Raw genomic sequence first — 13,404 nt, 5'->3', positions numbered from 1 at the left:
TGTAAGATGCAAACCTGATAAGGGATAGACAGGACGGGCCATGAAACCACTGCAATGTGCATGTCTGGTTGACGTGCAAGACCAAAAACTACTGCTGGTTAAAGTTCGCCAGAATCAACACTGGTATCTACCAGGAGGCAAGATCGAGCAGGGAGAATCCCCCGATCAGGCTCTTGGCCGGGAATTAGCAGAGGAATTAGGCATTGCCATTCAGGATGCCCGCTATCTGTATACCGTTATTGCGCCAGCCTACGGGCAGGCAGGCGATGTGGCACTGATTTGTTACCATGCAAAATGGCAAGGCGAACCACGCGCCATGGGCGAGATCAGCGAAGTGGCATGGCTCCCTTTACAAAACATGGATCAATTCGCCCCTGCAGTACAAGTACTTTGCCGTGATTTTATCGGCAGCGTACCTGCGTAGTAACACCCACCGTAAATCGCCATGCAACTAAGCTAATGCGAAGGCCGCAAACGATGACACAAGCCCACCTGCCAGAACGATTCTATTCGCTTGATGCGCTCAGGGGCATCGCCGCACTCTGCGTGGTGTTCTGGCACTGGCAGCATTTTTTTTACACAGGCACCACAGCCGGTCAATTTGATCCTGAACAGCTGCCTTTTTTTGATGGCTTATCCATTCTTTACACTAAAGGATGGCTGGCCGTTGATTTGTTTTTTTGTCTTTCAGGTTTTATTTTTTACTGGCTGTATTCCAAAAAAATTGCCCGCAGAAACATTACATCAGGCCAGTTTGCTCTATTGAGATTTTCCAGACTTTATCCGCTGCATTTGGCTAGCTTATTCATTGTGGCGGCTGGCCAGCTATGGATCAGCCATACACGGGGGAATTACTTTGTTTATCCCTTTAATGATGCCAAACATTTTTTGCTTAATCTGCTATTTACTTCTTCATGGGGGTTTGAGCAGGGCTACTCATTTAATGCCCCGATATGGTCTGTTTCTGTAGAAGTTCTTTTGTATATTATTTTCTTCAGCTGCTGCCGCCTCTTGCCCGTCCGCGCCGTTCTTTTAGCCGCCATATCCATAAGCGGCTTTCAGCTGATCCAAGACTATTATTTGCCTATAGGCCGGGGACTAGGCTCATTTTTTTTGGGCGGACTTGTGTTTATTGCTTATCAGGCCGTACTTAAATCAAAACACGCTGCAGCACTGAGGCAATTCGTGTTGTTGATCACGCTTTGTGCATGGCTCCTTTGCATGGCCGCCCTGCATCAAAAAACAGATTTTAATTCGCTCACTATTTTTAATTATCCCTTAACACACAGAATGCTGGAGCTGATCGGGTCATGGCCGGTTGTGGTGCTTTTTCCGCTCAGTATTTTATCGCTGGCGCTGATTGAAACGCGGCATGGCCCATTCGCCAGACGCATTGCTTTTTTAGGCGATATTTCGTATTCATCCTATTTGCTTCATTTTCCGCTACAAATATTATTTTCAATTCTGCTGGCCCGCCTCTCATTCGATCAGGCCATTTATTACTCCCCATGGCTGATGCTTTTATTCTTTGCCCTGCTGATAATGATTAGCTTTGTTAGTTTTCGATACTTTGAAATGCCTGCCCAAAAACGATTACGACAAATCAATCTGTTGAGGCCCAAAACAGTGCAAAGCACCATATAGCTCAGAATTAAACCCCTTAGCCCCCAAAAAGCGACCAACAAAACATTGAAGAGCCCCCCTTTAAAGCGGGCCCAATCGTTTTTCACCAACTTATTACTTTGATTTAACCTCGCTTAGCCCGCAGGATTCATCCCTTATTTAAACAAACGCCCCACATCCGTCCACCATGCTGCGCTACTTTTCCTTTCGTACCCTTTTGATTGTTGGCTTTGCTTTAGTGGCGCTCACCCCTTCGGCAGCACTGGTGCAACTTCGCTATGGCTTGGCAGGGCTGACCATTAAGGCGCAACAACAGCAGGATCTGGCCAGTGACTGGTCAAATGCTTCGCAACAATCTCAGGAACAAGCGCTGCATCTGGAGCGGGCCAGCAGGCAATTATTGATTTTGCCAGAGGCCACTTTTCTAAACGCGGCCCACAGCGCCAAAAAGCGACTGGAAGCCGCCCAGCAAACCTTTAGCACCCACCCGCTTCTTCGCCACAGCAGCCAGCGTATTTTACAACTACTGCAGAAGGCAGATCCTAAGCGGCGGCTCAATAAAGCACAGGTGAATGTGTTATTTGGTTTACTGAATGAGCAACTTAAAAATCAGGATCAGCTCATTGAGCAACAACTGGCCCAGCAACGCCAGCAATGGCTTGCAGAAGTCGGCCAGAAGCAAAAACAAGTGGATCAGCTTGCTATCCTGTCGCCCGTTGCAGCCCTGAGCCTCGCTATTTTAATGGCGGTGATGTTCAGCTGGCCGATAGGGCAACTCAAACGCAAGATTACCCAGCTGGCGCAGGGGCAACGCGGGCAAAGCTGGCACCTTGCTGGACCTGCCGACTTGCAAGGCTTAGCCAAATCGCTGGCTGAGCTTGATTTGCGGCTGGTGGCGCTGGAAGCCCAGAAAGCACAATTTTTTCGCCATGTTTCGCACGAGCTAAAAACCCCGCTGGCGGTGATTCACGAGGCATCATCCCTTTTGCAAGAAGAAGTGCTGGGCCATTTAAACCAGCAGCAAAAAGAAATCAGCGCCATGGTGCAAAGCAATGTGCAAACCTTAAGGCAGCGTGTGGACGCGCTTTTGGCGCATGATGCAGGGCGCTGGCTGTCTGCCGGGCTGGAAATATCCCCCCTAGATATTGAGCAATTTTTAGCTCAACGCCTACAACAATGGCGCATTTTACTGGCTAAAAAATCCCTGCGTATCCGGCAATCCGGCGTGGCACGGACAACCAGTGCCGACCACGCCAAGCTAGGGATTATCTTGGATAATTTACTGCTTAACGCCATTCGCTTCAGCCCGCCAGAGGGCGAAATTGCCATCTCTTACGGACAAACTGGTCAGCAAAGCTGGATAAAAATCCAGGATCAGGGGCCGGGCGTTGCTAGCGAAGAGGCCGAATCCATTTTTGAACCATTTCACTGCGGCCCCGCCCCCGAGGGCGAATCTGCGGGCTCCGGCATTGGGCTGACCATGGCCAGAAGTTTTGCCCAGCTCATGCACGGTGATGTAGAACTCATCCCTAGCCAGCAAGGCGCATGTTTTCGCCTGCACTGGCAGCTACAAGGTCAACCATGAAAGACGCCATTCCTTTATGTATTCCCATCAGCATTTTTCTGGGCTGCATGGCGCTTAGCGCTTGCACCACCACCGGCCCAATCGTGCCGCCTGTGGCCGCATCCGCTGTTGCGTGCAAGCCTGAAATTGCATCCGCACCGGCCAGCGCAATGCCCGCCGACAAACTACAGGCACTGGCTCAGCAGCTTATGAGTAATCATGCCGATCTGAACCGCATTCAAACTCAGCTAGATGCCATCCAGATCACAGACCCAGTAAGCCAGAGCTTTGCCCAGCTGATGGCCAGCCAGCTTGCCGAACGCAAAAGGCTGAGCAGCCTGCTTGATAAGCAAACAGCCGCCACCAAAGAGCAGCAAAAGCGTGCGAATGATCTGGCAGCCAAGCTGGACGCCTTAAAAGAAATGGAAAAAGACATGCTGGAAAGGAATAAAAAACCATGAGCAATAAAATCTTGCTGGTTGATGATGATCCCGATCTCTTACGTCTGGTTTCCATACGCCTGATTGCCGCAGGTTATGAAGTAGAAGCCGCCGCCAGCGCCGAAGCGGCGCTGAATGCACTTGCCGTGCAGCGGGCAGATTTGCTGCTCTGCGACTGGAAGCTGCCCGGCATGGATGGCATGGCCTTGTTTGAAGAAGTGCGCCGCCGTTACCCCGCCCTGCCGGTGATTATGCTGACCGCCCACGGCACCGTACCCGATGCCATCGAGGCGATCAGCCACGGCATGTTTGCCTATTTAATTAAGCCCTTTGATGGTAAAGCACTACTGGATAAAGTCAGCCAAGCCCTAGTTTTGGCCAGCCCGCCCAGCCAAGATCATGCCGAGGCCGACGCATGGCGAGCTGGTTTTATCAGCTGCAGCCCGGTGATGGACGAGCTGCTGGCCGAAGCACGGCTGGTCGCGGTGACCGATGCCAGCGTGCTGATTCGCGGCGAAAGTGGCACAGGTAAAGAAGTGCTGGCCCAGGCCATCCACCGCGCCAGCCAACGTGCCAAACGGCCCTTTATTGCCGTGAATTGCGGTGCAATCCCGGAAAACCTGCTGGAAAGCGAGCTTTTTGGCCATGAGAAAGGTGCTTTTACTGGTGCAAGCCAAAAGCAAAACGGCCTGTTTTTAGAAGCCGATGGCGGAACGATTTTTCTGGATGAAATTGGCGATATGCCGCTGCCGCTGCAAGTAAAATTACTGCGTGTACTGCAAGAGCGAGAAGTACGCCCGGTTGGCGCGGGCCGTGCGGTGCCAGTGAATGTGCGTGTGTTGTCGGCCACGCACCGCGATTTGCAATCCTTGCTACAGGACGGCTCGTTCAGAGAAGATCTGTTTTACCGCCTGAATGTGGTGTCTTTGGCACTGCCATCGCTGAACGGGCGACGGGAAGATATCCCCCTACTGGCAAGGCATTTTCTAGAACAAGTGGTGGTGCGCTATGCCAAGACCGACTGCCACTTTGCCGCCGACGCGCTCAGCTTTTTAAGCACGGCCAGCTGGCCGGGGAATATTCGCCAGCTTTCTAACCTTGTTGAGCAATGCTGCGTACTGGCCACCGGCCCCATCATCACGCTGGCTCAGGTACAAAAAGCCATGGCCAGCGAATCTGCCGCCATTTTGCCACTGGCTGAAGCCAAACGGCTGTTCGAGCGCGATTACCTTGAGCGCCTGCTGCGTCTCACCGGCGGCAATGTCAGCGACGCCGCTCGCCTGGCCGATCGCAACCGCACCGAATTCTACCGACTGCTGCAAAAACACGAGCTAGCCCCTGCTGCTTTTAAAACCGACCTCAGTACTTATGACGATAAGGCCTGAAATTTTTCAGGTAGCTCAAACCCGCCATATGCCACATATGGTCATCGGCGGGCACCACCCCCATGCCAGACTTGCAGTCACCCATCCAATACCACCACATCTTCGCCGTCGTGTTTTAGCAACATCATTTACCTTTAAAAATCATACACTTACAAAAAACAACTTTATTGTGTCGTGCTTTGGCGACAGATACAAATAGCTCCGCCTGAGCCATAAAACAATAACCCATTGAATATAAAAGGATTTTAAAACTGGCACGGTGTTTGCTATGGGTAGTACATCGAACGAGAAATCGTTTATCCACACCCACACAAGGAAATACACCATGAAAAAGAATTTACTCATCGCCGCCCTATTTGCTACTTGCGCCGCTACTGCCGTTTGGGCAAGCTCTACAGATGCTTCAGCTCCTGCTGGCCTGCGTGCAGATGCGAATGATGCTTCAGTTCCAGCAAGTGTTGTTGCTGAAGCCTCCGATGCATCCACACCAGCTAGCCTGCGTGCAGATGCAAATGATGCTTCAGTTCCAGCAAGTGTTGTTGCTGAAGCCTCCGATGCATCCACACCAGCAAGCTTACGTGCAGATGCAAATGATGCCTCAGTACCTACAAGTGTTGTTGCTGAAACCTCTGATGCATCCACACCAGCAAGCCTGCGTGCAGATGCCAATGATGCTTCAGTACCTACAAGTGTTGTTGCTGAAGCCTCCGATGCATCCACACCAGCCAGCCTGCGTGCCGATGCAACAGATGCATCTGCTCCGGCGGCTCTTGTTGCTGATGCCAGCGATGCATCGGCTACGGCCAGCATTAAAGTCTCTTAAGCGCCTTGCTTAAACCAAAAAAAAACCACGATTTTGATCGTGGTTTTTTTTGGTTTCCCCTCTTCACATCAGATTGCATTCTTAGCCCAACCTAGGGGAGCTACATTTCTGTCCAATAATGAAAGCATCCAAAGGTAATATAATAAGTCTACGTCTAGGCTATGCTATAAAAAATAATCAACGCCTAGCTGCAACTTACTTCATTACCCCTTAAATACATGGATGCTCCTTATGAAAAAATTACTTATCTCTCTCATGCTCTGCACTTCAGGCCTAAGCTTTGCAAACTCTGCTTGCGATATGCCCAAAAATGATTTTGACGGGCTGTATTGCCTGAATAAGGTTTATCAAGAAGCAGATAAAGAACTGAATGAGAACTTTAATAAATTAAAAGCAAAACTCGATAACAATGGCAAAAGCACATTAAAACAAGGCCAATTAAACTGGATGAAGGAGCGCAATAACAATTGCTCCAGAAAAGACAGTAGCGGTTTTTACGTTAATCTGGATTGCGCCGCCAGCACCACCATCCAACGCTCACAATTCCTGCAAGACCGAATCCGCGAATGCGCTAGTTCTGGCTGTCAAAATAGCAAACTGTAAGCGGCTATTGAATTTATAGGGTGATAAAACATCAATCCTGTCAGTTTAAAAATTTGTACCGTAGGTGCGGCTTTAGCAGCGAATGTTTTATATACACGCATTGCTAAAGCCGCTACTACAAAAAACATCGCCATTTAGCTTACGTGACCAAGATTGGTGACCACCCACCATACAATAATTGGCAATCTCAAAAGAACGATATGAGCAAGTCAAAGTACTCAGCGTATGCAGCCGCCCATAAATTACCCTTTTAAGACCGGCGGTGTTTAAGCCGGCCCGGAACTCTAATCACTCTGCTGATGCATTTCAGGCAAATTTAAAAAAAGCCACCGATCTTTGCAGCGATTCGGCCAGCCCCTTAAGCTGCTGAGCCGCTCTGGAGGTTTCCGCAATAGCGCGGTTATTTTCTTCTGACATCAGCGCTATTTTTTCTACATTTCCTGCCACATTATTGCTGGCAACAGATTGTTCCAGCAAAGAGGACGAAATATCGCTCACCATATCCACCACCCGCACAGATGAATTACGAATTTGCACAATCGCCTCACCTGCCTGATTAGCCGTATTTACGCCATTTTCAACCTTATCCACACTTTGCTGCATCGTGCCCAATGTCTCCTGACTGCCAATCTGAATATGACTGATCATTTCAGAAATTTCTCTTGTCGACTGGCTGGTGCGCTCAGCCAATTTACGGACTTCATCCGCTACCACCGCAAAACCACGGCCCTGCTCCCCTGCGCGGGCCGCTTCAATGGCGGCATTCAGCGCCAGTAAATTAGTCTGATCGGCAATCTCTTTAATTACATTCACAATGGATGAAATTTTATCTGCATGTCCACCCAGCTCGTTCATCCGTGCTGCAGCAAGACGAACTGTTTCGGCAATACCAATAATATCGGCCACCGTGCTGCGAATAACATCACTGCCATGATCAGATAAAGAACCCGATTCACGCGTAAGCACCTGGGCATCTCTGGCATGATCTGAAACATGATTAATGCTGACCGTCAGCTCTTCAATAATAGCCGCCATAGACGTTGCAGCATGACTTTGCTCGCTGGAAGCATGGGCCAGCTGGCCCGAGCTGGCCGCAATCTGCTCTGCAGAGGCCGCCACATCCTGCGAGTTATCCTGAATACAGCGGATGATTTCAACCAATTTGGCCTGCATACCCGCCAAAGCACGCATCAGTGCGCTGATTTCATCGCTTCCTGAAGTTTCTATTTTTTGATGTAAATCACCACCAGCCACCGCATTTGCGCTGCTTACCGCATGATGCAGACGATTAACAATGCCACGCCCAATCGCCACGGATGAAATCACCGAAATCACCACTGCAATCAGCGTGCCCAGCCATAAAGACAAAATTGTATTTTTACGGATCGATTCATTTGCCAACTGATTGGCATCATTGGCTACCGTCGCATCTTTGGTGATTTCATCGAGCAAATCGGCAAAAGGAGCAATTTTCGCTTTATTACCCAAGGTTATTGCAAGCGCCGCCAAATCATCCATGGTCGCTTTTTTATCATTAATTTCAGTACGCTTTTTAATAAAGGGGTCTGCATAATCCTGTAACCACGCATTGATCATCAATTGCACTTTATCGAGGCGGGCCAGTTGCGCAGCTTCCCCTTCTGCTTCCTTCCGGATTCTGGGCAACGATTTTTCATACAGGCTTTTTATTGAAGCGCGATAGGTGCTCAGGACTTTGGCCTCGCCGGTGTAGCCATACTGACGCACTGCTCCGGCAGCGCGGGCCACATCACCATAGACATTATTACTTTCGGCAATCAGCCGTTGGCTCTTCAGGCGCGCCTCGCTGGATTCATTGAGCTGATTCAAATTAAATGCGGTCATCAGCGTTAAAATCAGCATCACCCCCACAATCAAACCAAAGCCAATGTAAAGCTTTTGAACCATGCTAAAGGCATTCATTCTGCAATCCTCGGTTAACAGGTGGTCTGATCTTTATAGCGGATCCATCTGCCATACCTGTCAACAAAAGAAATATTTTCGACGAACTGCATTAAATATATGTAAGCAATAAGCGAATCATACGAAAGCAATTTGCATGAATAAACATCGACTGCCCCGCTGATTAAGCTGCAGATATCAAGCGCTTAATCTCAGACACTGAGCTTTGCACTGCTTCTTACATAAACAGAAAAAACCCATCCGCAAAATAAAACATCCCCATCAGGCCCATTGGCCAGGCCGTATACCAAATTGCCTTACGCTTAAATAGGCCTGCAACCGAGCTTAATAAAATGGCAATTTGCAAAAAAATCACGGCCAGACCAAATGGCTTGGAATGGCGCTGCGCCTGATTGCGCTCTTCTTCTAAGGCCTTGGCTTTTTGCTGAATTTGCGCCTTTTCTTGTTCGTACTTCCTTACTTTTTCGGTGTAATCAGCCAGCACATCCTCATAGCGCTGCCTTACTTCTGGCGCAGCCTGCTCAGGCAGAGCCAGTAAATCCAGCACCAGCTTTTCTTTTTGCAGCTGATATAAATTAGCCTTCACGCTTTTAGCCTGAAAAAATGCCCATTGATCAGATGCCTGAGTCTGGCTAATAATGCTGCGGGTAGAAAAACCACCGCCTTTAAATGTAGATAAGGTTGCACATACCGCCAAAATAACGGTACTTAGCGCTAAGTAATTAAGCCAAGGATCTTTTTTTTCTTCTGACATAGTTTACTCATTTATTTTCATGGCATAGCGGCCAAACGGGGCGTCATTGAACTTGAATTACGAATATTTTTCAAGCCCTGCCAGACATAAGCTTATCAGCCATAAATGCCCCGCAAATCAATTAATCTTTTTACGAAATTATGAATACAGCTTCGCCGGATGATTAGCACGGCTACTTTCTATTCACCCATTTTATTAAGGCGATCATATTGAAGCGCTCTGTTTATTACCTGATTGCACTGCTGATTTTTTCATTAGAAATCGCCATTGCCCGTGGTATTTTTGGCTATGGGTTTATACGCGGCAGCCTTGGAGATATTCTGGTGATTGCACTGCTCTATGCCGTTTTTCGCGCATGGCGCAATCCGCCATTACGCAGCGCAATCATGGCCATTGCCTCTGGCTTTATTGTTGAAGGGCTGCAATATATACATCTGGCTAATTTATTAGGGTTGCAAAAAGGCAGCGTCCTTTATATTGTAATTGGCAATACCTTCAGCCCTGAGGATTTATTGATGTATTTAATTGGCGGCGGATTAGCATGGCTGGCGGATCAGTTTGCTTTACGGCGTACAGCAGCCCAGCATTCATCGTAAAAACGGCCATCAGGCCAGCGCCAATTGCTGCAGATGGCTGGCTGGCTCTGGCTGCCCGCCATGGCTTAAATCGCGGGCAAGGCAGATTTCGATCAGATTAGGCGCAATGGCGCGGGAATACACTTTTTGCCCTTCGCTGCATTGCGGAAAATCGATGCGCTTATAGCGCAAATCAGGATCGCTTCTATCCATACGCTGATCAGTACGGGCGCGGGGGGAATGGGTGTAAGCCAGATTAAACACCCCATCCATAGGCCGCCCTACCTCGTGCCACTGGCCGTAAACACCGTGCGCAGGCAGGCAGGGATCGAACTCGCCATTGAGCAATTTGCCCACCGAAAATAAAAACGGCGCGTCATCATTTAAGCGCGAGCGATGAATCACTTTCAGCGTTTCACCCGGGCAGAGCCGCAGCAAGCCCAGGGCCACACCCGTTTTGGCCGTGGGCCGCCACGGGTTGCCAGGGTCGGCCAGCAGCGGCGGATGCACCGAGATTTCCAGCTGCTCAAACGCCATAATCGCGCCAATGGGCGAACCGTTTAAGCCAAACAACTCCATCACCCAAGGGGATCGGCAGGCATTACCCGCCAGCAGCACGTCCACCGCCAGCGGCATGCCGCCGTGGCTGTTAAATGCCGCCTGCATGGCCGCAAAAAAAGCGATGGCCCCGCGCTCTATCCGTGCCCGCAGATAATCGCGCAGCTCGCTTTGCGGAATCTGAAACCCCACCTCCACCTTTTGCCCGTCGCGGTTTAACAGCGGCATTTTGCAAATATCACCGTCTTCCAGCCCTTCCAAATTGCCTGTTTCGCAAAAAGAGCGCAAACGCCCCATCATCACGATGCTATTGGTTTGAGCCGGGCGGGTTTTTTCCAGAAACATATCCGACCCAGCAAAATCTTCTGCGTCTTGTGGCAATAGAAACGCAATTTTATGCAAACGGCACTGTGGCAGATTATGGCGAAAGGTAATGTAAGCTAGATTCTCAAGTAATTGCTCGCCGCCCAGCATTCTGTCACCTGATGCACCAAAGTGCTCGATTACCTCTTCCCATCCCGCCTCCGCCTCTGCCGCATCGGGCAGACGGTAATAGCCAAAATCAAAATCGGTGGTACCGCCACCAAAATCAAACACGGCAAATGCCCGCCCTTCACCGGTGGCACAGGGGGAAAGCTGCAGGGCTTTAAGCGCACAAGCGGCATAGGCAGCAGGCTCAGAGCCACGCTCTTCAACCCTGAATTGTGCAATATGCGGGCCATAAACAAGGCTTTCAGGCAGGCTGCGCTGCAAGCCATGATGAAAAGCACTGAGGATTTTTTCCTTAGTGTCATGCGGAAAGCTCACAGGAAAAGTCATGTAATAGCGTAAGAAAATGCCGCGCTGCCGCCAATTTATAAACATCCCCAAAAACCAAGCGTAAAGCTCAATCGGGTTGAAATCGGCGTAAACATCGGCCACTTTTTTACATGGATACTGCTTAAATGGCGGCAGAATGCGCTCTTCCTGATGAATTTGATCGCTGATGCGCGTTGGAAGCTCATCCTGCGTCCATTGCTTCATCCGACTAAAAATACTGGAGATGCGCTTGGGGTCGGTGTGGTTATCGCGTAAATGATCGCGCGCCTCGTGGGCACAATGGATATCACGCCAATCCACCAGCGGGCGATACACCTCAGAGGTCCACGCCGCCATCAGCGCCTGCCAATCCATCACTTCCAGCACGGTGGGGTTTTCATAATCGCTGGCCTGCGGCGGCTCCCATAAATTACTTTCGCCTATCCTCAGCAGGCGGTCATGCGCGCCCTCCCTGAACGCCACCACCGTGCTGCTGGTGCCAAAATCAATCGCCACATTGGCATCACGAATATCCAGCTCGGGGTTACGCGCCCGCATCTGCCCCGCATGGGCCAGCGCAATTTTTCGGGTCTGACGATCATCCGCCACGGGCCACAGCTCCCACAGACCTTTGGCCGAGTCAGAAAAAGTACTGCTATCGATATCCGGCAGGCGGGTGCTGATGTAATCCAGCTTACGTAATAAAGCAGGCCAGTCTGTGGCATTGCTGTTCACAGCATGAAAGCCATCGTTTTCTGACGATGCTAAAGAGCGCCATTTTTTCCACGCCGTCAGGGCCGCATCAAACTTGCTGGATTTTGGAAAACGCGCGCTGCTGGTCCATGCACCCAGCCATGTCCAGCCCAGCTCAAACAGGCCCTGCGGATAGCTGCCAGGCCAGTCTGCGCAAAGAGTATCGTCTACCGCAATCATATTGCCTGCGCCATCCGGCCCCATAAATTCATCGGGCTGATCTAGATATACGCAGCCTTTGTCGTAAAGCCACAACGGGCAATCAAACCAGTTGTATTCTTCGCAAAGCGGAAAACCCGGTGCATAGGCAATATCAATCAGCTCGGCTCGTGTTGGTAAGCGCCAGTTGGCCAACCCCGCCCATTCTAGCTGCCGCACTTTTGCCTGAGCACGAAGTAAATCCAGCTGCGGCCCGGCCTCAGTCATTTCTTGCCAGATCAAACCCGTTTGCGGATTAAGAATCACCCCTTCCCCATCACGCCGGTGCATAAACCAGCTCATCCCCGACTGGCTGAATGCATGCCACGCCTCACGGCGGGTTTGCAAATGGTGCAGGTATAAAAGCTGACAAGCTTTAGCGTGAGAAAAATAAAGCGGATCCATGCAGTTAATCCCAATCAAGCCACAGCATCCAGCCTAGGCAATAATAAAGCGGTATGAAGAGAAATTTACGCATTTAAGTAAACCTAAGCCGCCCGTTTAAATATCTGCAGGCCATAAATTCACCCTAATTTGTAAGCTTTAACAATCACGCATTTAATCCGGACACACTAAATCCTTTTTAACAACCCATTTAATTAAATATAAATATGCCAATCAAATCAAGCACTCAGCCTATGTTCATATTTTATAATAATAAATTAATTACCTGACAGACACCTCTGCCATATCCTTTTATAACAATACTCTCCTGCGTTTTCCTTTATTTAATTGAAACACCTTCTGGAGTTACTCGTATGGCATTCACTCCGATTCAATTTAATAGATTTAAAGACCACCCTAATCTGGAATGGCTGCGCCAGCATGCCGCATCCAGCCGTGCAATTCATCAGAACACCATCAGGGCAAAAATAGAAGAAGCGATTCGCTCTGCTTATCCGGATCGCGCCACCGAAGACAATATCCGCTGGGTAGCCCAAAAAACAGACACACCATGGGGCAGCCCTTATCGCCCGGCAGAGCAGTCTTTGGGCTTGGTGCATCAGCAGGCCGCAGCCGAAATTGAAGGAAGCGACGCACAAATGGCGCAAGCGGTACGTATGGTTTTCAACAAAACAGCGGATGGGCGCTCTGCCCCCGGCACAAGTGGTATTAACCATATTCATGTGGGCGGCAATGCGCAGCTCAATTTGCTCTTTGATTTAGCCAGCGCCACCATTCTTGGGGTGGTCAACGGCCATATGGATGGCCAAATGAAACCTGCAATTCGTACCGAAAGCGCTAAAGTGGCCAGCCGCAAAAGCGGGCCCACCGTACAGATGAAAGTATCGGGCAATACCGTCAGCCGGGCCTGAGCAAACGGGGGTGAAAAAACATTTTTCACCCCCTTCTTTTATTGTGTACTTTCCCGAGCACTGATTCAGCAAT

At 49.8% G+C, this 13,404-nt stretch carries 12 protein-coding genes; 9 read left to right on the top strand and 3 right to left on the bottom strand.

Going from position 1 to position 13,404, the window contains the following annotated elements:
- Nucleotides 1–40: 40 nt before the first annotated feature.
- From DYD62_RS08920 to DYD62_RS08890, 7 genes are all read left to right on the top strand, one after another.
- The gene (locus DYD62_RS08920) at nt 41–424 is read left to right on the top strand and encodes an NUDIX hydrolase (protein WP_115227002.1); all 384 of its coding nucleotides are present in this window, start codon (nt 41–43) and stop codon (nt 422–424) included.
- A 53-nt stretch (nt 425–477) separates the two neighbouring features.
- Complete coding sequence (locus DYD62_RS08915; RefSeq protein WP_115227001.1) at nt 478–1,644, top strand: acyltransferase family protein; 1,167 nt, start codon at nt 478–480, stop codon at nt 1,642–1,644.
- 166 nt (nt 1,645–1,810) lie between these two features.
- Nucleotides 1,811–3,208: a sensor histidine kinase gene (locus DYD62_RS08910; RefSeq protein ID WP_115227000.1), complete on the top strand. Its 1,398-nt coding sequence runs from the start codon at nt 1,811–1,813 to the stop codon at nt 3,206–3,208.
- Complete coding sequence (locus tag DYD62_RS08905; protein WP_115226999.1) at nt 3,205–3,648, top strand: hypothetical protein; 444 nt, start codon at nt 3,205–3,207, stop codon at nt 3,646–3,648. The genes DYD62_RS08910 and DYD62_RS08905 overlap by 4 nt, the downstream gene beginning before the upstream one ends.
- Nucleotides 3,645–5,012, top strand: a complete 1,368-nt coding sequence (locus tag DYD62_RS08900; RefSeq protein ID WP_115226998.1) for a sigma 54-interacting transcriptional regulator — start codon at nt 3,645–3,647, stop codon at nt 5,010–5,012. The genes DYD62_RS08905 and DYD62_RS08900 overlap by 4 nt, the downstream gene beginning before the upstream one ends.
- Before the next feature lie 325 nt (nt 5,013–5,337).
- Nucleotides 5,338–5,835: a hypothetical protein gene (locus DYD62_RS08895; protein WP_115226997.1), complete on the top strand. Its 498-nt coding sequence runs from the start codon at nt 5,338–5,340 to the stop codon at nt 5,833–5,835.
- 231 nt (nt 5,836–6,066) lie between these two features.
- The gene (locus tag DYD62_RS08890) at nt 6,067–6,438 is read left to right on the top strand and encodes a lysozyme inhibitor LprI family protein (RefSeq protein ID WP_115226996.1); all 372 of its coding nucleotides are present in this window, start codon (nt 6,067–6,069) and stop codon (nt 6,436–6,438) included.
- A 306-nt stretch (nt 6,439–6,744) separates the two neighbouring features.
- Here DYD62_RS08890 and DYD62_RS08885 read toward each other — a convergent pair whose 3' ends face one another.
- Both DYD62_RS08885 and DYD62_RS08880 read right to left on the bottom strand, forming a co-directional pair.
- Nucleotides 6,745–8,379, bottom strand: a complete 1,635-nt coding sequence (locus tag DYD62_RS08885) for a methyl-accepting chemotaxis protein (protein WP_115226995.1) — start codon at nt 8,377–8,379, stop codon at nt 6,745–6,747.
- A 217-nt stretch (nt 8,380–8,596) separates the two neighbouring features.
- Complete coding sequence (locus DYD62_RS08880) at nt 8,597–9,133, bottom strand: DUF4337 domain-containing protein (protein ID WP_115226994.1); 537 nt, start codon at nt 9,131–9,133, stop codon at nt 8,597–8,599.
- A 209-nt stretch (nt 9,134–9,342) separates the two neighbouring features.
- On the opposite strand from DYD62_RS08880, the gene DYD62_RS08875 reads away from it, so the two are divergent.
- A complete protein-coding gene (locus DYD62_RS08875) occupies nt 9,343–9,729 on the top strand; it encodes a ribosomal maturation YjgA family protein (RefSeq protein ID WP_207916338.1) in 387 nt (128 codons plus the stop codon).
- A gap of 9 nt (nt 9,730–9,738) precedes the next feature.
- On the opposite strand, the gene DYD62_RS08870 is transcribed toward DYD62_RS08875, so the two are convergent.
- Nucleotides 9,739–12,420 (bottom strand): Lcl C-terminal domain-containing protein, encoded by a 2,682-nt coding sequence (locus DYD62_RS08870; protein ID WP_115226993.1) that lies wholly within the window; start codon nt 12,418–12,420, stop codon nt 9,739–9,741.
- Nucleotides 12,421–12,773: 353 nt separating this feature from the next.
- On the opposite strand from DYD62_RS08870, the gene DYD62_RS08865 reads away from it, so the two are divergent.
- Nucleotides 12,774–13,331 carry a hypothetical protein gene (locus tag DYD62_RS08865; protein WP_115226992.1) on the top strand — a complete coding sequence of 186 codons (558 nt, stop codon included), beginning with the start codon at nt 12,774–12,776 and terminating at the stop codon, nt 13,329–13,331.
- Nucleotides 13,332–13,404: the final 73 nt, after the last annotated feature.

The sequence above is a fragment of the Iodobacter fluviatilis genome (assembly GCF_900451195.1).
In the GTDB taxonomy this organism is placed as follows: domain Bacteria; phylum Pseudomonadota; class Gammaproteobacteria; order Burkholderiales; family Chitinibacteraceae; genus Iodobacter; species Iodobacter fluviatilis.
This window is presented reverse-complemented; position numbering and strand designations above follow the sequence as displayed.